The 19,947-nt window shown below is 60.9% G+C and carries 19 protein-coding genes; 12 read left to right on the forward strand and 7 right to left on the reverse strand.

Features of this window, described 5'->3' with window-relative positions; translation table 11 throughout:
* Nucleotides 1–12: 12 nt before the first annotated feature.
* The 6 genes from ABH944_RS24410 to ABH944_RS24435 all read right to left on the reverse strand — a co-directional run bounded on the left by ABH944_RS24410 (nt 13) and on the right by ABH944_RS24435 (nt 6,881).
* Complete coding sequence (locus tag ABH944_RS24410) at nt 13–2,064, reverse strand: hydantoinase/oxoprolinase family protein (RefSeq protein ID WP_404609967.1); 2,052 nt, start codon at nt 2,062–2,064, stop codon at nt 13–15.
* 22 nt (nt 2,065–2,086) lie between these two features.
* Nucleotides 2,087–3,130: an extracellular solute-binding protein gene (locus tag ABH944_RS24415; protein WP_404609966.1), complete on the reverse strand. Its 1,044-nt coding sequence runs from the start codon at nt 3,128–3,130 to the stop codon at nt 2,087–2,089.
* A 47-nt stretch (nt 3,131–3,177) separates the two neighbouring features.
* A complete protein-coding gene (locus ABH944_RS24420) occupies nt 3,178–3,999 on the reverse strand; it encodes an ABC transporter permease (RefSeq protein WP_404609965.1) in 822 nt (273 codons plus the stop codon).
* Nucleotides 3,996–4,892 (reverse strand): ABC transporter permease, encoded by an 897-nt coding sequence (locus ABH944_RS24425; protein WP_404609964.1) that lies wholly within the window; start codon nt 4,890–4,892, stop codon nt 3,996–3,998. The genes ABH944_RS24420 and ABH944_RS24425 overlap by 4 nt, the downstream gene beginning before the upstream one ends.
* Nucleotides 4,892–6,127: an ABC transporter ATP-binding protein gene (locus ABH944_RS24430; RefSeq protein ID WP_404609963.1), complete on the reverse strand. Its 1,236-nt coding sequence runs from the start codon at nt 6,125–6,127 to the stop codon at nt 4,892–4,894. The genes ABH944_RS24425 and ABH944_RS24430 overlap by 1 nt, the downstream gene beginning before the upstream one ends.
* A gap of 109 nt (nt 6,128–6,236) precedes the next feature.
* Nucleotides 6,237–6,881, reverse strand: coding sequence for a TetR/AcrR family transcriptional regulator (locus ABH944_RS24435; protein WP_404609962.1), 645 nt, complete (start codon nt 6,879–6,881; stop codon nt 6,237–6,239).
* 240 nt (nt 6,882–7,121) lie between these two features.
* Between ABH944_RS24435 and ABH944_RS24440 the strand changes: the two genes are divergently transcribed.
* Both ABH944_RS24440 and ABH944_RS24445 read left to right on the forward strand, forming a co-directional pair.
* Nucleotides 7,122–7,616, forward strand: coding sequence for a hypothetical protein (locus ABH944_RS24440; RefSeq protein WP_404609961.1), 495 nt, complete (start codon nt 7,122–7,124; stop codon nt 7,614–7,616).
* A 30-nt stretch (nt 7,617–7,646) separates the two neighbouring features.
* Nucleotides 7,647–8,270, forward strand: coding sequence for a superoxide dismutase (locus ABH944_RS24445; protein WP_404609960.1), 624 nt, complete (start codon nt 7,647–7,649; stop codon nt 8,268–8,270).
* A gap of 37 nt (nt 8,271–8,307) precedes the next feature.
* Here the strand turns inward: ABH944_RS24445 and ABH944_RS24450 are convergent, their stop codons facing one another.
* Nucleotides 8,308–8,487, reverse strand: coding sequence for a hypothetical protein (locus ABH944_RS24450; RefSeq protein WP_404609959.1), 180 nt, complete (start codon nt 8,485–8,487; stop codon nt 8,308–8,310).
* A 273-nt stretch (nt 8,488–8,760) separates the two neighbouring features.
* Here ABH944_RS24450 and ABH944_RS24455 point away from each other — a divergent pair, with 273 nt between their 5' ends.
* The 10 genes from ABH944_RS24455 (at nt 8,761) to ABH944_RS24500 (ending at nt 19,929) form a co-directional block, all read left to right on the forward strand.
* On the forward strand, nt 8,761–9,267 hold the full coding sequence (locus tag ABH944_RS24455; RefSeq protein WP_404609958.1) for a metal-dependent hydrolase: 507 nt from the start codon (nt 8,761–8,763) through the stop codon (nt 9,265–9,267).
* A gap of 380 nt (nt 9,268–9,647) precedes the next feature.
* A complete protein-coding gene (locus ABH944_RS24460; protein WP_404610018.1) occupies nt 9,648–10,337 on the forward strand; it encodes an ABC transporter permease in 690 nt (229 codons plus the stop codon).
* Between the two features lie 22 nt (nt 10,338–10,359).
* On the forward strand, nt 10,360–11,073 hold the full coding sequence (locus tag ABH944_RS24465) for an ABC transporter permease (protein ID WP_404609957.1): 714 nt from the start codon (nt 10,360–10,362) through the stop codon (nt 11,071–11,073).
* A 93-nt stretch (nt 11,074–11,166) separates the two neighbouring features.
* Nucleotides 11,167–11,958: an ABC transporter ATP-binding protein gene (locus ABH944_RS24470; protein ID WP_404609956.1), complete on the forward strand. Its 792-nt coding sequence runs from the start codon at nt 11,167–11,169 to the stop codon at nt 11,956–11,958.
* Nucleotides 11,959–12,073: 115 nt separating this feature from the next.
* Nucleotides 12,074–13,048, forward strand: coding sequence for a GlxA family transcriptional regulator (locus ABH944_RS24475; protein ID WP_404610017.1), 975 nt, complete (start codon nt 12,074–12,076; stop codon nt 13,046–13,048).
* 157 nt (nt 13,049–13,205) lie between these two features.
* Nucleotides 13,206–14,003 (forward strand): ABC transporter substrate-binding protein, encoded by a 798-nt coding sequence (locus tag ABH944_RS24480; RefSeq protein ID WP_404609955.1) that lies wholly within the window; start codon nt 13,206–13,208, stop codon nt 14,001–14,003.
* A gap of 621 nt (nt 14,004–14,624) precedes the next feature.
* Nucleotides 14,625–16,097 (forward strand): dihydropyrimidinase, encoded by a 1,473-nt coding sequence (gene hydA, locus ABH944_RS24485; RefSeq protein ID WP_404609954.1) that lies wholly within the window; start codon nt 14,625–14,627, stop codon nt 16,095–16,097.
* Nucleotides 16,098–16,139: 42 nt separating this feature from the next.
* On the forward strand, nt 16,140–17,081 hold the full coding sequence (locus ABH944_RS24490; RefSeq protein WP_404609953.1) for an N-carbamoyl-D-amino-acid hydrolase: 942 nt from the start codon (nt 16,140–16,142) through the stop codon (nt 17,079–17,081).
* A 66-nt stretch (nt 17,082–17,147) separates the two neighbouring features.
* The gene (locus tag ABH944_RS24495; protein ID WP_404609952.1) at nt 17,148–18,410 is read left to right on the forward strand and encodes an MFS transporter; all 1,263 of its coding nucleotides are present in this window, start codon (nt 17,148–17,150) and stop codon (nt 18,408–18,410) included.
* Nucleotides 18,411–18,729: 319 nt separating this feature from the next.
* Nucleotides 18,730–19,929 (forward strand): glycine C-acetyltransferase, encoded by a 1,200-nt coding sequence (locus ABH944_RS24500; RefSeq protein WP_404609951.1) that lies wholly within the window; start codon nt 18,730–18,732, stop codon nt 19,927–19,929.
* Nucleotides 19,930–19,947: the final 18 nt, after the last annotated feature.

The following is a 19,947-nucleotide window of genomic DNA, read 5'->3' on the forward strand; positions in this document are numbered from 1 at the left end:
TACCAGTCAAGATCAGTTAAGAAGCGCGCGGTTCATCAGAACCAGGTTGCCGAACGGATCGACATTCACGGTAAAGCCCGGCAGCACGCAAGTGGTGGCGTCGTCCTGGGCGATCACCGCGGGACCTTCGAAAGCCTGCCCTGCGCGCAGGTCGGCACGCCGGTATAGAGGAATAAGGCGGGCTTGTCCGTCCATCCACGCTTCGATCTCGCGAACCGGAATAGCGGGTTCAGTGCTGGTGGCCAGGCGTTCGAGCTCCGGCTTCGGCGTAACCGACGAAATGACGAGCCGTAGCGCGATCAGTTGGATCGGCGCCGCATCGTCGCTATGTCCGTAGAGCCGGCGGTGCTCGGCGTGAAATGCATCGCGAATAGCCGCCATGTCCTGGGCGCGAATCGTATCGCGCGTAAGCGGTGTTTCGATTTCGAACGATTGGCCGCGGTATCGCATGTCGGCCGTCAGAGTGATCGGCGCACTGTCGCTGTGTCCGATCTGCTCAGTCATCCACGCGCGCGCTTGTTGCTCAAGCCCGCGTGCGTCTTCTTCGAGCAAGCCAAGCGAGGTCTCGTTCAACTCGTAGTACGTCGTCTTCACGAAATCATTCTTGATGTCGGCAATGAGGCCGCCCAAGGCACTCAGCACGCCCGGCGTGACCGGTACGGTCACGTTCGGCATATTCAGCGCGCGCGCCAGATAACAAGCCAGCATGGGACCGGCGCCACCGAACGGCAACAGCGTGAAGGCGCGCGGATCAATGCCGAAACGGGAAACCAGGCGGCTTGTACCCGCATACATGCTCGACGTGGAAACCCGGATGATCGCTTCCGCGGTTTGCTCGACGCTCTTCTCGAGACGCACGGCCAATGTCGCGATTGCTTTGCGCGCCGCCTCGCGGTCAAGCGTGACCGAGTTGTAGCCCAGGTCTGACTGTCCAAGGATACCCATCACGGCGAACGCATCGGTAATGGTTGACTTGTCTCCGCCGCGCCCGTAACAGACCGGCCCCGGGCTCGATCCCGCACTGTGGGGGCCTACTTTTAGTACACCAAAATCATCAACCCAAGCAATAGAGCCACCACCGTCGCCGATCGACGATACCGAGACCGACGGAATGTGGATCTGGAAGTCGCCAATGTATTCACCGGTCGCATACTGGGGCTGACCGTCGACAATCAGCGCGACATCCGCTGTCGTCCCGCCGATGTCCAGGCTCATGCAATTCCTGATCCCGCACTGTTCCGCAATGTAAGCCGCGCCGATCACACCCGACGCCGTACCCGACAGGATCATCTGCACGCAGTTCGATTTGCCGTTCTCGGCACTCATGACGCCGCCGTTGGACTTCGTGACCATGAGCTCCGCCGGCACGCCCGCTTCCGCCAGTGCGGACTGCAAATGCGTCAGGTAATTGGCTACCTTCGGCTGCACGTACCCGCTGATGACGGCCGTGGACGTACGCTCGTACTCGCGAATGATGGGCCACACTTCGTGCGAACATGAGACAAAGAGACCAGGACAATGCTTTTCCAGCAGGGCCTTGACGTCCTTCTCATGCTGCGGGTTCCGGTACGAATGCAGCAAGGAGACCACAACCCCTTCGCATTCCGCCGCGCGAATACCCGCCAACGCGGCAAGCACGCTCGTTTCGTCAATCGGACTTTCCTCGCTGCCGTCTGCCGCGAGCCGGCCTTTCACCCCGAACACCCGGTCGCGCGGAATGAGCGGCTCGGGGCGCTTCGACAACAGGTGATACATGTCTGGGATCTTGAGACGCGCGATTTCGAGCACATCCTCAAAATTCCGGGTCGTGACCAGCGCGAGGCGCAGGCCCTTGCGCTGCACCACGGCGTTCACACCAATAGTCGTGCCGTGCGTGAAGTAGGCGACATCCTTCGCTTCGATTCCATAGCGATCGATCAGGCCTGCCATGCCGGTCAGCACTTCGCTGCCTGGGCTGTCAGGGCGGGAAAACACCTTCAGCGTGCGGATCTTGCGGGTGTCATCGTCCAGCACCGCAAAGTCGGTGAACGATCCGCCAATGTCGACTCCAATTCTCAGGCTCATGAAAGAGGTTCCTCAGTTCCGGTCAACGACCGATTTGTTTGTTCCACATTTCGACCCACTCAGGCGTCTTCTTCGACACGACGTCGAACGAAAGCCACAGCGAGTCGTCGTCCTTTGCGATACGTGACCTGACCTGGTCCGAATACTTTACGTCGCGGTTCGACGCCGAGTACTGGAGCAGATTGGCGAAGCAGCTCTGCCCTTCGGCCGAGGCGAGCACGTTCATGAACTGGTAGCCAAGCGGCGACCCGTTCTTCACTTTCTGCACCATTGTCGGGAAGGCGACCGCGCCGGGTCTCGGATTCAGATAGCCAATATCAGGGTTGTTGGCATCGTGCTCGGCCCAGGCGCGGCCGTCGAAATACATGGCGATGTCAATATCGCCTGACCTCAGGCTGATGAGCGGCGAGTTAGGCTCGCTGTAGAAGCTCACGTTGCCGCTCGCCTTCATTCGTTTGACCTGGTCCAGGCCCGGCTGCACGTTATCAAGGCTACCGCCGTACACCGTTGCGAACAGGCCGATGACCCCCTGGGCCGTCGCCACATATGAAATACCGGGCAGACCTGCGTGCCACTTTCCTGCCACGGTGCCATCGACGAATTCCTTCCACGTTTGGGGAGGATTCGGCACGGCCTTCTTGCTGTACATCAGGCCGAAGTCGCCGAACGCGATCGGAAAGCCGTAGCCCTTGCCGTAACCAAGCATGTTCGGCTTGAGCTGCTTCAGATTCGGAATCTCCGCATCGCTGATCTTGTCGACGAGCCCGCGCTCGCGAGCGATCTCGCCACTGTCGACAAGACCCACCATCACATCGATCGGCGGATGCGCGGGATTCGCACCCACCTGGTTGATCCATTGCATGGGGCTGCCGAGAATCACATCGACAGTCTTGCCCGTTTGCTTCTCGAACGGCTGTACGAAGCATTTGCGGTACGCCTGTTCCCAGGCCCCTCCGTAGGCGGTGACGGTCAGGTCCGCGGCACGCGCTACCGACGGCGCGCCGACAGCGTTAAAGGAAAGCAGGATCACAACTGCTGCGGCACGCAGGGGACGAGGCAGAGTCATTCGGGCTCCAGGGCATTGGGAAAGGAGTGGCCTGTGTAATTGAGTCGTCATTGAGTCGTCAATGAGCGCAGGCCATAGGTTTTTTCGACGATCAGAAGCAAAACGACTGTAATCGCCATCTGCACCGTACTGACGGCCGCAATCGCAGGATCGAACTGGTTTTGCAGATACGACAACATGACGACCGGCAGGGTCGTGACATTCGCCGTGCCGAAGAAGTACGACACGCCGAGGTTGTCGAGTGACACGAGAATCGAGAACAGCGCACCCGCGAAAATCCCCGGAGCGATCAGCGGCAGGGTGACGTGCCGGAAGGTCTGCCAGCTGCTCGCGCCGAGCACGGACGCCGCCTCGCGATACGAAGCATGCGTGTTCCTGTAAGTCGCGAGCGTGGTACGCATCACGTATGGCACGGAGACCACGGTATGCGCGATCAGCAGCGCGGCATACGACACGCCAATGCCGATGTTGGACAGGAAATACAGCAGCGACAGGCCGATCACAAGGGCCGGAATCGCGATCGGCGCAAGCAGGAAGGTGGTCAGGGCGGTGGCCACCCTGCTCCGGCTTTGTCCAATGCCGATCGCCGCCGGCACCGCGACCAGGATTGCGATGAACGACGAAGACAATGCCAGATAGAGACTCGTGATCAGCGAGTCGACAAACGGCTGATACTCCCACAGCCGCCTGTACCATCGCATTGAAAATGCCGTCACCGGCACCGTGAGGGCCTCGCCCGGAGTGAACGACACGAGCACGACCACGACGATCGGCGCAATCAGCGCGACGAAGAAAAGCCCCGTGAACGCCGAGAGCACGCCGAGCCCGGCGCGAGACGCGAGCTTGTTCTGCAGGCCGGCATGGTTCATTGCGATGTCCCCTTGCGTCCGGAGAGGCGTAGCTGCACATACAGGCACACGAGCACGATGATGAGCAGTACATTACCCATGGCACTCGCGAAGCCGAGATCCTGCGTGAGCGAGAATTGCTGGAAGATGAGAAGCGGCAATGTGACAACGCTTCCATCTCCAAGCAGAAGCTGGGTCACGAAGCTGCCGTTGGTGAGCATGAACACGAGTACGCAGCCGGTCGCGATGCCTTCGGCGGTGAGTGGCAGGGTCACGAGGAAGAACGTACGTGTCGCCCCGGCGCCGAGAATGCGGGCGGATTCCTCGAGTCGCCGGTCAACGCCACGCAGGACTGGGATGATCGAGAGCACCATGAACGGCACCATCACATGCACGATGCCGATATAAACCCCAAGCGGTCCGCCCAGCACGGACAGCGGACGATCAATCAGATGCAGCCACATCAATGCATCGTTGAACGGCCCATGACGGGCGAACAGCACGCGCCAGCCGAAGGTGCGCATGATGATCGACGTCAGAAGCGGTGTGATGAGCATGAACAGCAACGGCATCGCAAAGCGTCCCGCGTGCCGCACCATGAGGTGCGCGACCGGATACCCGATCACGAGACAAAGGAGCGTTGAATAGAGACTGATCCTGACCGTCTCGACGATCACGCCGCGATAGTACGGATCGAAAAAGAGCTTCTCGTAGTTCCTGAACGCGCTGCCGTCCGACCCGCTCGCATGAACGTCCAGCCCGAGGCTGCGCACGGCGTTCTCGAGCAGCGGAGCAGCGAAGAAGACGACCAGCAGGATCACCGCGGGAGCGAGCAACAGGGCAACACGCATGCTGCGCGAGCGCTTTCCATTTCTCGTAAGCAGCAAGGACGTGATGGCGCCTGGCGTGGACATCAGCGTACTCCCTGCGTGGCAACCGTTTCAGGGCCGCAGATGAACGCATCGATGCCGCTCATGGCGAGTTCGTGGCCCTCGTCCGGTTCAAGCGCGACGACATCGCCCGGCGCGAACGAGATTGTCACTGCCTGGCCGCGCGCATGCCCGGCATGCCCGGAAGAAAAGGCCTGCTGATACGCATAGATACGAGGCCCGAGTTCCGGCACCTCGATCTCGTACGAATGTTGCGAGCCTCGGAATACGTGCTGAACGATCTCTCCGCGGAACTGCACGTGGCCCGGTTGCGGGGCGTCAATGGCGATCTTCTCGGGACGCACCGCCACTTCGATCGTGCGGGGCAACTCGCCTGTCCAGTTCTTCGGCAGCGCAAGCGTCAGCGACGCACCGTGGGCTTCATCCGGACACACCGTCCCGACGGTGACCGTCTGAGCGCCGCGCGACACAATACGGCACGTGATCACGTTGGCCGTGCCGAGAAACTCCGCGACGAAGCGGTTGCGCGGACGGTCGTAGACCTCGCGCGGTGCACCACTTTGCAATATCTTTCCCTGGCGCATGACGACGACGCGGTCGCTCATCGTCATGGCTTCTTCCTGGTCGTGCGTAACCATTACACTCGTGATACCGAGACTCTGCTGAAGCCTTCGTATCTCGAACTGCATGCCTTCACGCAAGTTTTTATCAAGCGCACCGAGCGGTTCGTCGAGGAGGAGTACTGATGGATTATTGACGATCGCGCGCGCCAGCGCCACGCGCTGCTGCTGTCCGCCTGAAAGCTGCGAGACCCGGCGGTCCATGAAACCGGGCATGCGGATCAAGTCGAGCATACGGCGAACCGCCTGTTGGGTCTCGGGCTTCCTGATACCTGCCATACGCGGGCCGAACCCGATGTTCTCGCCCACGCTCATGTGAGGAAAGAGGCTGTAGTTCTGGAAGACCATTCCGAGCCCACGCTTGTTCGGTGGCAACGACGACACGTCTCGCCCGCCAATCGAAACCGACCCCTGATCGGGAAACTCGAATCCGGCGATAAGGCGTAGCGTGGTCGTCTTGCCGCAACCCGATGGCCCAAGCAGCGAGACCAGTTCACCCGGTTCCACCTCAAGCGAGAGCGCATCCAGCGCCGGCACGCCGCCGTAGCGTTTGCTGACGGCATCGAGCACCAGGCTTTTGGACGCCGCCCTGGCGCCGGAACCCGGCTCTTGGGTTGCTGTATTGCTTGGGTGTTTCATTAGAAGCTCCGAAGGCGAATCAGGGCTGAATTCTCTCGTCGACTTTCCTGCAATTCACACTCCGCGACCGCTCTGAATCAACGCTTCGCGGGTATCGCGGATGGCGGTCCTAAGCGGGTGCCGGCGAATGTGTGTTCGTGGAGAGCGACCTGATTTCCTGATCAAGTGCGTGCTGCAGTCGCTCGAGTTGCTGGTCAAGGGTTTCGGAGTCGTGACCCGTGAAGAACGTGTCGAGGAATATTCCTCTCATCGCTGACAGGAGAAACGGCAAAAGGACGTGGAGCGCCTGCTTGGTTTCCGGTTTGAGCGCGGTGTTGGCCGCCAGCACCGCGTTCATCTGCTCGCGTGTATGCGTCCGATGCTCAATCAACAACTGGTGCAAATTCTCGTCGGGCCGCAACCCAAGGTTGATTTCCCAGACGGCCCAATAGCGGCGACTGCCGTATAGCGACCACAGGGATCTGACGATCGAGCGCGCCGGACCATCGCCGTGCCGGTCGCGATCGTTCAGCCCCCTGAAAAGCACGAGCGCTTGCTCGGCCAATTCATCGAGCACCGCAATCAAAAGGCCTTCTTTAGTTGGGAAATGGTGATGCAACGCCCCCGTGGTTACGGCCGCGTGCTGGGCAATGGCAGCCGTCGTCGTACGTGCAAACCCGTGCTCGCTCAATAACGTGATCGCCGATTCAACCAATGCTGCGCGCGCCGCTGCCGTGCGATCGGCTTGACTGCGCCGTTTGAGTTCTGTGACCACCCAGTTCCCCTTTCACTAAGATACCAACTGGTTAGTATGTAAATGTAGTCAATTTTCTTTGTCAATAGGGGTCAGCGCAGCCGTGCAGCGGACTCACCCCACCGTACAGGCGAACCTACACACCCGGTGCTCCGAAAAATCAACCCCGCTAGACATCGTTAACACGAATGATTATCATTTAATGACCCAAGTACGCAGGCGACCGTCAACGAAAAGGGGGCAGAAACAGGAGCCCTTTTCATGCACCAGCAGATCGCCAGTCCTGCGGAAAACGAGTTGTCCCCGAACAACGGAGCAAGCCTGTCCGTGTGGGAGAGCGTGATGCGCGAAGTCGCGCGCACCTCTCGCGCCGTGCCGCGCAGTGTCGCTCTGACGATCTATCAGCAAGCGCTGCGCATTGCGCATCAGTTGGTCGGACAACCGCCTCCAGGACGAGCTGATGACTGCGTGGCCGCGCTGGTCGTTTCGCATCTCAACCTGGCCGGCCTGCAGGCTGAATGGGGCGATCTGGACAGCGCTGCCGGCCATCTTTGCGATGCCCACGAAACCCTTATCCAGTTGTTCCTCGACGGCAGGCAGGACACAAGCTTGCAACACGCCGCATTGCGCCACAGCCGCGAAACGCACGTCGCCTTGCTGAACCATATACGTGCGCACGGACCGCATCCGCTGGTTACCCGGGCGCTTGGCGCAGGTTGTCTCGCGCTGAACGCCGACCACCCGATACCGCACTGATTCCAACCCCCAACCGCAAAGGAACCTGCGATGCCCTACACGTTGCCCGCCTTGCCCTATTCATTCGATGCCCTCGAACCCCACATCGATACTCGCACGATGGAAGTTCATCACACGAAACATCACCAGGCCTACGTCAACAACTTGAATGCCGCGGTGAAAGACACGGAGTACCAGGATCTGCCGGTTGAATCGCTGGTAGCGCAAATTGAATCGCTGCCCGAGTCCCTGAAATTGCCTGTGCGCAACAACGGCGGCGGCCATGCGAATCACAGCCTTTTCTGGACCGTGATGTCGCCTCGGGGCGGCGGTGAACCCGAAGGTAAACTGGCCCGCGCGATCGATGCCGACCTGGGCGGATTCGCTGCTTTCAAGGAAGCGTTCACGAAGGCGGCGCTGACGCGTTTTGGCAGCGGCTGGGCATGGCTTTGCGTCGACAAGCAGGGACGCCTCGCCGTGGAAAATACGGGTAATCAGGACAGTCCGCTGATGGCGGGATTGATGTCAGGCAATCACCCTGTTCTGGGGCTGGATGTCTGGGAACACGCGTACTACCTGAAGTATGAGAATCGCAGGCCGGAGTACATAGCCGCGTTTTATAACGTGATCAACTGGACCGAAGTCGCGCGCCGTTATGCGGCAGCGCGTGCCTGAATTCCCACGAATCCTGTGATCATTCCTCGCTGAATTTTCAAAGCCTTTCCAACTGCTCGCGGGTCGTCATTGCCATGCCTAACGGAATCGCGATGCCGACCAGAATTCCCAGTACCGATCCGAACCCCTGCGCGACACTGAGCGGTGTAAGCGCCGATAGCTGGAGAAAGCCAAGGGAAAACAGCGCGAGAATTGTTTCGAACGCCTGCGTCAGCATGATTGCTCCTTGTTCATGCACCAAACGGAACATGGCATCAGTAAAAGGTGGCGATATCTTCAAACAGCAAATCGCGCGCCCGGCCCTGCCTGAAGTCCAAACCCGGACTTGAGTGGCCGGCACCGCCCTACCGCTCACGCTCCTCCGCGTGTGTCTCCTGACAAATCCGCAAGCACCCGGACGTGCCCGATCCTCGCGAACATTGCGCACACTACGCAACTCTTGTGTCAACATGCGCAGCTTCATTTCATTCGCTACACGCGGCATCTCTTCATGGCTTCGAGCAACGCGCATCACGCGACCGGTTGGGCAGCAGGTCTTATCGCTGCCGCGGTCGTCAGCAAGGCCGGCGCAACCGGTCCGTATCACGTCTGGGGCGTACTCAGCTTTTGTGCGGGCGTATTCGGCGGCACCGCGCCGGACTGGCTCGAAGTGGCGTGGTGGACGCGGGCGCGAAGGTTATGGATCACGCACCGCACGCTCACGCATTGGGGCGTTGGCTGGGTCGCACTGCTCGCCGTTTCCTACCATCTGCTTGGGGTCCACCCATGGGCCGCCGTCGGCTTCGGTTTTGCCTGCGGGGGCTTGATGCATCTCTTCGCCGACTGGCCCAACCCGCTTGGCGTACCGTGGCTCGTCTCGCGACATTCCCTGAACTGGTGGAACAGCGGCCGCTGCGACGCGTTGATCGTCGGCGTCGCGTGGATCGCCGCAGCCGTGGCTGTAGACCACGTCTGGTTTCACGGCGCCTACGGCCTCAGGCTGCTTCACGCGCTCTGAACAGCGGGCAGGCTTGTTCGCCGCATCTTCATCCAGGATGAATCGGGCGAACGGATTTTCCCCGTCCAGCCCCCGCCAAAGCGCTTTCCAGGGCCTCCGGGTTTCTATCGGAAAAGCGACGCAAAACCCGTGGATTCCGCTCGGCAGTCAATGTGCAGCGTCATGTCGTACGAAAGCCGCAACGCGACCGAAGCCCCTGTCCCATGGTTCATTGTCCGCAATACGCATGGATGGAAGCGTTTGCTGCAGCGCAATAAACAGCGCCTGCCCCGTTTGAGCAATTCTTTTTCGCTGGTGAATATCCGCGCCAGTCGTCCGGGCAATGCCGTCGTGACAAGGCGCATGCCCCCACGGCCCCTTCAACAGACGGAGACATGCACTTGTTCCTTTACGGCTATGGTCCACTGCTGCTGGCGGGCGCAAAACAGACGGTCGCGCTCGCGCTCCTGTCTCTCGCGGTATCCATCCTGCTCGGGCTCGCGGGTGCAAGCGCCAAGCTATCGCGCAACCGCGTCACGCGCAGCCTCGCCACCGCCTACACAACGCTGATTCGCGCGGTGCCCGACCTGGTCCTGATGCTGCTGCTTTTCTACAGCATCCAGATTGCCGTCAATCACCTGACTGATGCTTTTGGCCTGGACCAGTTCGACATCGATCCCTTCACGGCGGGTGTCCTCACGCTCGGCTTCATCTACGGCGCCTATTTCACCGAAACCTTTCGCGGCGCGTTTCTCGCGGTGCCGCGCGGCCAGCTGGAAGCGGGCAGCGCCTACGGCATGAGCGGCGTGCGCGTGTTCGTCCGCATCCTGTTTCCGCAGATGATGCGCTTTGCATTGCCGGGAATCGGCAACAACTGGCAGGTGCTGATCAAGGCGACGGCGCTGGTGTCGATCATTGGTCTCGCCGATATCGTCAAGGCCGCGCAAGACGCCGGCAAAAGCACCTACAAGATGTTTTTCTTCATTCTGGTCGCGGCGGCGGCTTATCTCGCCATCACGACTGTCTCGAACATCGTTCTGTTGTATCTCGAACGCCGCTATTCCACCGGCGTGCGGCACGCCGACCTCTGAGCAAAAGGGAACAGCGACCATCATGATCCAGGTACTTGCCGATTACTGGCGCCCGTTTCTTTACTCCGACGGCATGCGCGCCTCGGGCCTCGTCGTGACCTTGTGGCTGTTGGCAAGCTCGCTTGCGCTGGGTTTTATCGCGGCGGTGCCGCTCGCCTGCGCCCGTGTTTCGAAGAATCGCTGGCTCGCCACGCCGGTGCGTCTCTACACCTACGTGTTTCGCGGCACGCCGCTCTACGTGCAGTTGCTGCTGCTCTACACCGGCATGTATGGTCTCGAATTCGTGCGCTCGCAGTCGCTGCTGGAAGCATTTTTTCGCAGCGGTTTCAACTGCGCGATACTGGCCTTCGCACTCAATACCTGCGCTTACACCACCGAGATTTTCGCCGGTGCGATCCGCTCGATTCCGTACGGCGAAGTGGAAGCGGCGCGTGCTTACGGCATGAGCACTTTCACGGTGTACCGGCGCGTGATCCTGCCTTCGGCACTGCGACGCTCGCTGCCGCTGTACAGTAACGAAGTGATCCTCATGCTGCACGCCACAACCGTCGCATTCACCGCGACCGTGCCGGACATCCTGAAGGTCGCGCGCGACGCCAACTCGGCCACTTATCAATCGTTCGAGTCGTTCGGGCTCGCGGCGCTGATCTACCTGGCCGTGTCGTTCGTGCTGATCGGCGCATTCAGGCATGCGGAAAAGCGCTGGCTTGGGTATCTGGGCCCGAGTCGCCGTTGAAGGACATGAATTAAAATCGGCGCCTTGCAAGGATTCCCTCGGGGATCACCTTGGTTTAAACCGCAGTTCAGTCAATCACCCCGGGAGTATGAGTTGGAGCCAACCGCCAAAGATGCAGCGACGAAACTGGTCGCGCAGGATATTCACAAGCGCTACGGCGACAATGAGGTGCTCAAGGGCGTATCGCTCTCCGCACGCGCGGGCGACGTCATCAGCATCATCGGCGCGAGCGGTTCGGGCAAGAGCACGTTCCTGCGCTGCATCAACTTTCTCGAGCGGCCGAACGCAGGACAGATCGTGGTGGATGGCGAGACGGTGCTCGTCAAGCCTGACCGCGCGGGCAACCATGACGTGGCCGACCGCAAGCAATTGCAGCGGGTGCGCACGAAGCTCGCGATGGTGTTCCAGCACTTCAACCTGTGGTCGCATATGACCGCCATTGAAAACGTGATGGAAGCACCGCGCCATGTGCTCGGTCTCTCGAAGAAGGAAGCCGAGGAGCGTGCACGGATGTACCTCGAGAAGGTCGGGCTTGCGCCTCGCATCGAAAAGCAATATCCGTCGCACATGTCGGGCGGACAGCAGCAGCGCGTGGCCATTGCGCGCGCACTCGCCATGCATCCAGACGTCATGCTGTTCGACGAACCCACTTCGGCGCTCGACCCGGAACTGGTCGGCGAAGTGCTGAAGGTGATGCAGAAGCTTGCCGAAGAGGGCCGCACGATGATCGTGGTCACGCACGAGATGGGCTTTGCACGCAACGTCTCGAACCATGTGATGTTCCTGCATCAGGGCCGCACCGAAGAAGAAGGTGCGCCGGCCGACGTGCTCACGGCACCGAAGAGCGAGCGGCTGCGCCAGTTCCTCTCCGGCAGTCTCAAGTAAGCACGTGAGCTTAAGCGTGAACGCGAGTGCGAGCGTGAGCCCCGGGCCAGGGCCAGGGCCGGTCCCGGGCGCCAAGCCGCTCAAGGTCGCAATCGTTGTCCTGCCGCCGTGTTCCATGAGCGGCGTGGGGATGATCCTGGACAGCCTGCGCCTCGCGAACGAGATCGATGGCCACGCGCTCTACGACTGGCGAATCTGTTCGTGGGACGGCCGGCCCCTGACGTTCGCGGGCGGTGCGCAGCTTCAAGCCGACACCGCGTTCGGCGACGCCGTCAGTTGCGACTGGCTGATCGTGGTCAGCGAGCGGTATCAGCAATTCGCGGACTACCGGCTCTTCCTGCAAAGCCTCGCGCGCGTGGGCAGCCGCACGCCACGCGTGACCGGCATTCACCACGGTGTCTGGTGGCTCGCGATGGCTGGCCAGCTGAGCGCGTACCGGGTGGCCGTGAACTGGGAAACCTATCAGCAATTCGCCGAGGAGTTCGAGCGTTCGATCGTCACACAGCAGATCTTCGAAATCGACCGCGACCGATCCACCTGCACCGGCGGCCAGGCGACCGTCGACTTCATGCTTGCAATGATCGCCCGCGACCAGGGCGCCGACCTGGCGGAACGGATCGCCGATTCGCTTGGCATTGGCGTATTGCGCTCGGGCGAAGAGCGCCAGCGCATTCCGTTCGTGACCGCGCCGGGCGAACGCCACCCGCGGCTGAACGACGCGCTGCAACTGATGGAAGCGAACATTGAAGACCCGCTCGCCACCGATGAAATCGCGGGGCTTGTCGGCATCTCGCGACGCCAGCTCGAGCGGCTGTTTCGACAGTACCTCGGCGCGATGCCGTCGAAGTATTACGTCAACCTGCGCCTGACCAAAGCCCGCACGCAATTGCAGCGCACCAGCAAGTCGGTGGTGCAGATCAGCCTCGCGTGCGGGTTTGCATCGGCGGCGCATTTCTCCAACGCGTACCGCGACCGCTTCGGCGTGACACCGCGTGAAGAACGCCGTAACTGGATCGAAAAGCATAGCGGACAGGCGCCCGATGAACCACGTGGCGGCGCGTTGCTCGGTTCATCGCGCGAGCCTGTTTAAAGCCTCTTTTGTTGGCTTGCGTATGCCCTCCCATGTCCGCTTATATCCGCTTATACCCGCTTTCGCCCCCAATCCCGTGTTCGCCGGCAATGGCCGTGCAAACGCATAAAACCACCGCCCCACTCCTGAGAGGTATGCATTGAAGAACGTTTTCCGGATGAATCATAAAGTCGCCGCTCTCGCGCTTGCCGCCACCACGGTGTTCGTAGCGTCGTTCGCGGCATCAAGCGCGCAGGCGGCGGATCTCAAGGAAATCCGCTTTGGCGTCGAGGCGTCGTACGCGCCGTTCGAATCGAAGTCACCGAGCGGCGAACTGATTGGTTTCGACATCGATGTCGGCAACGCCGTATGCGCGAAGCTCAAGGTCAAATGCGTCTGGGTCGAGAACTCGTTTGACGGCCTGATCCCGGCCTTGCAGGCACGCAAGTTCGACGCGATCAATTCGGACATGACCATCACCGACCAGCGCAAGGCGGCCATCAACTTCACGAATCCGATCTACGCAATCCCGAACCAGTTGATTGCAAAGAAAGGCAGCAAGATCCTGCCCACCGTCGACGGCCTGAAGGGCGCACACGTTGGTGTGCTGCAAGGGTCGATCCAGGAAACCTACGCGAAGGCCAAGTGGGCGACAGCCGGTATTGACGTGGTGTCGTACCAGGCGCAGGACCAGGTGTATGCGGACCTCGCAGCGGGCCGTCTGGATGCGGCGTTCCAGGACGCGGAAGCGGCGTCGAAGGGTTTTCTGAAGACGCCGCAAGGTGCGGGCTTTGCGTTCGCCGGACCTGCGGTGGCCGACGAGAAACTGCTGGGCGCGGGGGTGGGTTTCGGCGTGACGAAGAATAACCACGCGCTGCAAGATGCCCTTGATCAGGCGCTGACGGACCTGAAGGCCGACGGCACCATCGACAAGCTGGGATCGAAGTACTTCGACGTGAAGGTAGTGGTGAAGTAAGACAGCTTCCTCAAGCAAACGTCAGGCACCGGCATGACGCCTGGCGTGAATGACTCGTCACGCCCACTGCGCTTCACTCGCATCATCCCGATCCTGCAGGGTCAGTGGGCTGCATTACCAGCGCCTCACAATAGTGCTTCAAATTCACGGCTCAGCCCGCGAATCGCGAACCGTAGCCTGCAGCTATATCGCATCTAAATTGGTCTATTTTTTTGTTCCTGCATCTTCCGCGATTCACCGTGCTATATCGGCGTGGTGAAGGAGCAGCCGCGCCTGCTTGATCTGGTCAACCAGACCATCGACCACGCTCGCTGATAGACCCCGCGATCATGATGGCGCGAAACACTTCAATCTGGCGCAGGCTCATCGTAAGCCTGCGTTGCGGCGAGTCATTGCAGGTCATCAGCGCTCCAATTGCCTCTTGAATCCTGTCGGTCCGGCTGCCCGACGGCGGAAGCTTAACGTTATCCGCACGCCCGGACGAGATGCATGCACGGCGTCTATACCCTTTAAATTTTGGCGTATTTCACGGCTGGCGCGGTGATTGATATCGTTGCAGCATATCGAGCGCAAACGTGCACCACGATGGCGCGATTCAAGGCGATCCCAAGGCGGCACACTATGAACGATTTCGATCTGACCATTCGCGGCGGCACTGTCGCGAGCGACACCGAGGTTTTCCGTGCCGATGTCGGCATTGTGGGCGATCGCATTGTTGCTGTTGAAGCGGGTTTGCCTCCGGGCCGTCACGATCTCGACGCCACGAACCGCCTTGTCTTGCCGGGCGGCGTGGACACGCACTGCCACGTGGAACAGCGCTCGGGAATGGGCCGCATGGGCGCGGACGACTGGTACTTCGCCAGCGTATCTGCAGCGTTCGGCGGTACGACGACCATCGTGCCCTTCGCCACCCAGCATCGCGGCATGTCGCTCAAACAGGCAGCCGCCGACTACGCCGCGCTCGCGTGCGAAAAATCCGTCATCGACTATAGCTATCACCTGATTCTCTCGGAGACCGATCCGCAGACGCTTCAGCATGACCTGCCGGAACTGATCCGCTCGGGCATCACCTCGTTCAAGGTCTACATGACCTACGACCAGTTGAAGATCGACGACTACCAGATGCTCGAGGTCCTCGCGGTGGCCGCACGCGAAAGGGCTTTGGTAATGGCGCATGCCGAGAACAACGACGTGATCCGCTGGGTCTCGCAGCGTCTGCTGGAACGCGGTCATACCGCGCCGAAATATCACGGCACGAGCCATGTGCAACTGGCCGAGACTGAAGCAACGAATCGCGTGATCCAGCTTTCACGCCTGTTCGACGTGCCGATATTGATCGTGCACGTGTCGGCGCGCGAAGCACTTGCGACCATCCAGGCCGCTCAGAAAATCGGGGCGCAAGTGTATGGCGAAACCTGTCCGCATTATCTGCTGCTGACAGAAGACGACATGGACCTGCCGGGCACCGAGGGCGCGAAGTATTGCTGCAGCCCGCCGCTGCGCGATGCCGCGGCACAGGACGCGCTATGGGACGCGCTCAGGCAAGGCACGTTGCAGACGCTCTCGTCGGATCACGCGCCGTATCGGTACGATGCAAGCGGCAAGCTGCCCGAAGGCGACAAGACGACCTTCAAGCAGATCGCAAACGGCCTGCCCGGACTCGAGACGCGCTTGCCGCTGCTGTTCTCGGAAGGGGTTGGAAAAGGCCGGCTGTCCCTGCCTGAATTTGTCGCGCTGAGCGCGACCAATCACGCTCGCCTGTATGGCCTCTTTCCGCGCAAAGGGCTGCTTGCGCCGGGCGCGGACGCTGACGTGGCCATCTGGAATCCGTCACGCGAAGTAACGCTTACGGCGAGCACGCTGCACGATCAGGTGGGTTACACACCCTACGAAGGAATGACCATGACGGGCTGGCCGGAAACGGTCGTCAGCGCCGGACGTGTGATTGTCGAGAACGGCCAGCTAAACGCAGCGCGCGGCAGCGGCCGCTTTATTCCGCGCTCAACGCCCATGCCCTGCGCGACCGAACGCGAGCTCACGCCTTCCACCCGCTTTTTCCGCTCGTTGACCGACAGCAAGCCGGTCAGCTTGTGATTCTCGATCATCATTCAAACCAATTTCAACCAGAGGTCAAGCATGCGTCCTTCCCGAAAACTCGGTCTCGCGGTAGCGCAGATGGGTCCCGTCAACCTTGCCGACGATCGCCGCCAGGTGGTCGCGCGTCTGGTCGAGATGTTGCGCGAGGCGAAAGGCCGCAACGCGGACCTGGTCGTCTTCCCTGAAATGGCGCTGACCACGTTCTTCCCGCGCTACTGGATGAGCGAGGAGGAAGCGGTCGAGCGCTTCTTCGAACGTTCCATGCCCAACGCCGGCGTACAACCCCTCTTCGATACCGCCCGCGAACTCGGCATCGGCTTTTATCTCGGCTATGCGGAACTGGCGCCCGATGGCCACCGTTTCAATACGGCCGTGCTGGTCGATAAAACGGCGAACGTGATCGGCAAGTACCGGAAGATCCATTTGCCGGGTCACGCCGACCATAAACCCGATGCGCCGTTCCAGCATCTCGAGAAGAAGTTCTTCGAGGTCGGCGACTGCGGTTTTCCGGTCTTCGAATCGTTCGGCGCGAAGGTCGGCATGTGCCTGTGCAACGATCGCCGCTGGCCGGAAACATGGCGCGTAATGTCTCTGCAAAGCGCCGAACTCGGTGTGCTCGGCTACAACACACCCTCCTGGAACATTCACTGGAACGAGCCGCCGCACCTGCGCATGCACACGCATCTGATTTCGCTGCAGGCGGCGGCCTACCAGAACGCGATGTGGATCGGCGCGGCCGCCAAGTGCGGCTTTGAAGACGGCTTTCATATGATCGGCGGCTCGGTGATCGTGGCACCTTCAGGCGAAATAGCCGCGCAATCGTCGAGTGAAGACGATGAGGTCATTTTCGCCAATATCGATCTCGCGTTGGGCGACACCTTCCGCGAACATGTGTTCAATTTCGCCAGACATCGCCGTCCCGAACACTATGGATTGATCGTCGAGCGAACCGGCGCGGGCGCCCCGCTGCCTCACGACTAAACAACTGCTCGACACCTTCTCAACCGCATGGCAGAGTCGCGGCCATTCGCACGAAGCCCTATCTTCATGACAAGCTACAAGCAAGACAGCGCCGAAACGCCCGACGTTCCGCCCAGCGCGAACCCGCCTCTCGCGGCCGGAACGCAAGGCCCTGCTCGCGCGCTGATCGCCGCTGTTTCAGGCTACGCCATGGACGGCTTCGACCTGCTGATCCTCGGCTTCATGCTGAACCTGATTTCCGCCGACCTGGGCCTGACGAGTTCTCAAGCCGGGTCGCTGGTGACGTGGACGCTCACCGGCGGGGTCGTGGGCGGCGTGGGCTTCGGCATCTTGAGCGACTATATCGGCCGCGTTCGCGTGCTGACCTATACCATCCTGCTCTTCGCGCTGTTCACCGGCCTGTGCGCGCTCGCAACGGGTTATAGCGATCTGCTCGTCTACCGGTTTATTGCGGGCGTCGGGCTAGGCGGCGAATTTGGTATTGGCATGGCGCTCGCCATCGAAGCATGGCCCGCGAACCAGCGCGGCCGCGTGTCGTCGTATGTCGGCATGGGCTGGCAACTGGGTGTGCTTGCCGCGGCCATTGTCACGCCGCTGCTGCTGCCGCATATAGGCTGGCGCGGCATGTTCCTGGTCGGCCTGTTTCCAGCAGTGGGGTCGTTCATCATCCGCAAGGCTATTGGCGAATCGGAACTGTTCGTGCGCACGCATGCCGCGAAGAAACGCGAGTTTCCCATCAAGACCCTGTTTCGCGACAGGGCCACCACAAAACACAGTATTGGCGTGATCATCTTGTGCTCGGTCCAGAACTTCGGCTACTACGGCCTCATTGTCTGGATGCCGGCTTACCTGTCGAAAATGTTCGGCTACACGCTCACCAGGTCCGCCATCTGGACCGGTTCATCGATCATCGGCATGCTCGCCGGCATCTGGATCTTCGGCCAGCTTGCGGACCGCATAGGACGCAAGCCTGCCTTCGTCGGGTATCAGGTCGGCGCGCTGGTCATGGTATTCGTCTACTCAACGCTCAGCACCCCGAGCGCGCTGCTGATCGGCGGCATTTTCATGGGCTTGTTCGTGAACGGGATGATGGGCGGTTACGGCGCGCTGATGGCGGAACTCTATCCAACGCACGCTCGCGGCACCGCACAAAACGTGTTGTGGAGCATCGGTCGGGCGGTGGGCGGGTTTGGCCCGCTCGCTATCGGGGCGCTCGCCACGCATTACTCGTTCGGCACGGCCATCGCGTTGCTGGCGTCGATCTATATTATCGATCTGCTGGCAACACTCTTTCTGATTCCGGAGCTGCGCGGAGTCCCGCTGGAGTAATTGCCTCGGGTCGTGATAAACGCCACGTCCAATGCACGGATGCATGGCAGCAATCCGCCGCAAAGTTGGGGCAAACCCGAAGGCACGGCGGTGTGTCTCTCGTTGCCCGCATCGACTGATGTGAATGGCCGGATCATTCATGTGGATAGAGGCTCGCACGCGGTGCTCTGATTGCCCCGAATCGGCATTTTGCTTCATGCCTGACGTCAGTTCCTGCATACTGGCAGCCGTATCGTCTAAACGGCGTTGCCTTACGGTCCCATGGTGCCGATCCATCGTGGGTTCCGTCGGGCGTCCGTATCACTCAGGAGCATGATCCATGCATGATTCTTATCTGACGCATGTGCGCAGCACGCTCGATCAGATTCGCGCAGACGGTTTCTACAAGACCGAGCGCGTAATCTCAAGTCCGCAATCGGCTGACATCCAGCTCGCGAGCGGCGGCGACATGCTGAACTTCTGCGCCAACAATTACCTCGGCCTCGCCAACGACGCCCGCCTGATCGAAGCCGCAAAAACGGGCCTCGACCGCGACGGTTTCGGCATGGCGTCGGTGCGGTTTATCTGCGGTACGCAGACCGTCCACAAGGAACTCGAGCAAGCGCTCGCTTCGTTCCTGCAAACCGACGACTGCATCCTGTACTCAAGCTGCTTCGACGCAAACGGCGGCCTGTTCGAAACCCTGCTCGACGAGTCCGACGCCATCATCAGCGACGAACTCAATCACGCGAGCATTATCGACGGCGTGCGTTTGTCCAAGGCCAAGCGCTACCGCTACAAGAACAACGATCTCGCCGACCTTGAAACCAGACTGCGCGAAGCAGATGCTGCCGGCGCGCGTTTCAAGCTGATCGCCACCGACGGCGTATTTTCAATGGACGGCATCATCGCGAATCTCGCCGGCATCTGCGACCTCGCCGATCGCTACGGTGCGCTCGTCATGGTCGACGACTCCCACGCGGTGGGTTTCATCGGCGAACACGGACGGGGTACCCCTGAGCATTGCGGCGTGCTCTCTCGCGTGGACATCATCACCGGCACCTTGGGCAAGGCGCTGGGCGGCGCGTCAGGCGGTTATGTCGCCGCGAGCCGCGAGATTATCGAGTTGCTGCGGCAGCGTTCGCGCCCCTATCTGTTCTCGAATTCGCTGGCGCCCAGCATTGCCGCCGCGACGCTCAAGGTGCTCGACCTGCTGGCGAGCGACGAGGGCGCCCAATTGCGCGCCGGCGTCCGTGCCAACGGCGCCCATTTCCGTGATGCCATGAGCAAGCTCGGTTTCACGCTCGTTCCCGGCGAACATCCGATCATCCCGGTCATGTTGGGTGACGCGCAGATCGCGTCGCGCATGGCGGACGCGCTGCTGCATGAGGGCGTCTACGTAATCGGGTTCTCGTTCCCGGTGGTGCCGAAGGGCCGCGCCCGTATCCGCACGCAGATGAGCGCCGCGCACACACCGGCGCAAATCGATCGCGCGGTGGATGCGTTTGCGCGTGTCGGCCGTTCACTGGGCATCATCTGAAACATCGGGATCAATCGG

This window comes from Caballeronia udeis, from assembly GCF_044909315.1.
Lineage (GTDB): Bacteria > Pseudomonadota > Gammaproteobacteria > Burkholderiales > Burkholderiaceae > Caballeronia > Caballeronia udeis_A.

Excerpts from the sequence above, each read along its gene's own strand:
- ABH944_RS24410 (WP_404609967.1), bottom strand. The coding sequence starts at position 2,064 with ATGAGCCTGAGAATTGGAGTCGACATTGGCGGATCGTTCACCGACTTT.
- ABH944_RS24415 (WP_404609966.1), bottom strand. The coding sequence starts at position 3,130 with ATGACTCTGCCTCGTCCCCTGCGTGCCGCAGCAGTTGTGATCCTGCTT.
- ABH944_RS24420 (WP_404609965.1), bottom strand. The coding sequence starts at position 3,999 with ATGAACCATGCCGGCCTGCAGAACAAGCTCGCGTCTCGCGCCGGGCTC.
- ABH944_RS24425 (WP_404609964.1), bottom strand. The coding sequence starts at position 4,892 with ATGTCCACGCCAGGCGCCATCACGTCCTTGCTGCTTACGAGAAATGGA.
- ABH944_RS24430 (WP_404609963.1), bottom strand. The coding sequence starts at position 6,127 with ATGAAACACCCAAGCAATACAGCAACCCAAGAGCCGGGTTCCGGCGCC.
- ABH944_RS24440 (WP_404609961.1), top strand. The coding sequence starts at position 7,122 with ATGCACCAGCAGATCGCCAGTCCTGCGGAAAACGAGTTGTCCCCGAAC.
- ABH944_RS24445 (WP_404609960.1), top strand. The coding sequence starts at position 7,647 with ATGCCCTACACGTTGCCCGCCTTGCCCTATTCATTCGATGCCCTCGAA.
- ABH944_RS24450 (WP_404609959.1), bottom strand. The coding sequence starts at position 8,487 with ATGCTGACGCAGGCGTTCGAAACAATTCTCGCGCTGTTTTCCCTTGGC.
- ABH944_RS24455 (WP_404609958.1), top strand. The coding sequence starts at position 8,761 with ATGGCTTCGAGCAACGCGCATCACGCGACCGGTTGGGCAGCAGGTCTT.
- ABH944_RS24465 (WP_404609957.1), top strand. The coding sequence starts at position 10,360 with ATGATCCAGGTACTTGCCGATTACTGGCGCCCGTTTCTTTACTCCGAC.
- ABH944_RS24475 (WP_404610017.1), top strand. The coding sequence starts at position 12,074 with ATGAGCGGCGTGGGGATGATCCTGGACAGCCTGCGCCTCGCGAACGAG.
- ABH944_RS24480 (WP_404609955.1), top strand. The coding sequence starts at position 13,206 with ATGAATCATAAAGTCGCCGCTCTCGCGCTTGCCGCCACCACGGTGTTC.
- hydA (WP_404609954.1), top strand. The coding sequence starts at position 14,625 with ATGAACGATTTCGATCTGACCATTCGCGGCGGCACTGTCGCGAGCGAC.
- ABH944_RS24490 (WP_404609953.1), top strand. The coding sequence starts at position 16,140 with ATGCGTCCTTCCCGAAAACTCGGTCTCGCGGTAGCGCAGATGGGTCCC.
- ABH944_RS24495 (WP_404609952.1), top strand. The coding sequence starts at position 17,148 with ATGACAAGCTACAAGCAAGACAGCGCCGAAACGCCCGACGTTCCGCCC.
- ABH944_RS24500 (WP_404609951.1), top strand. The coding sequence starts at position 18,730 with ATGCATGATTCTTATCTGACGCATGTGCGCAGCACGCTCGATCAGATT.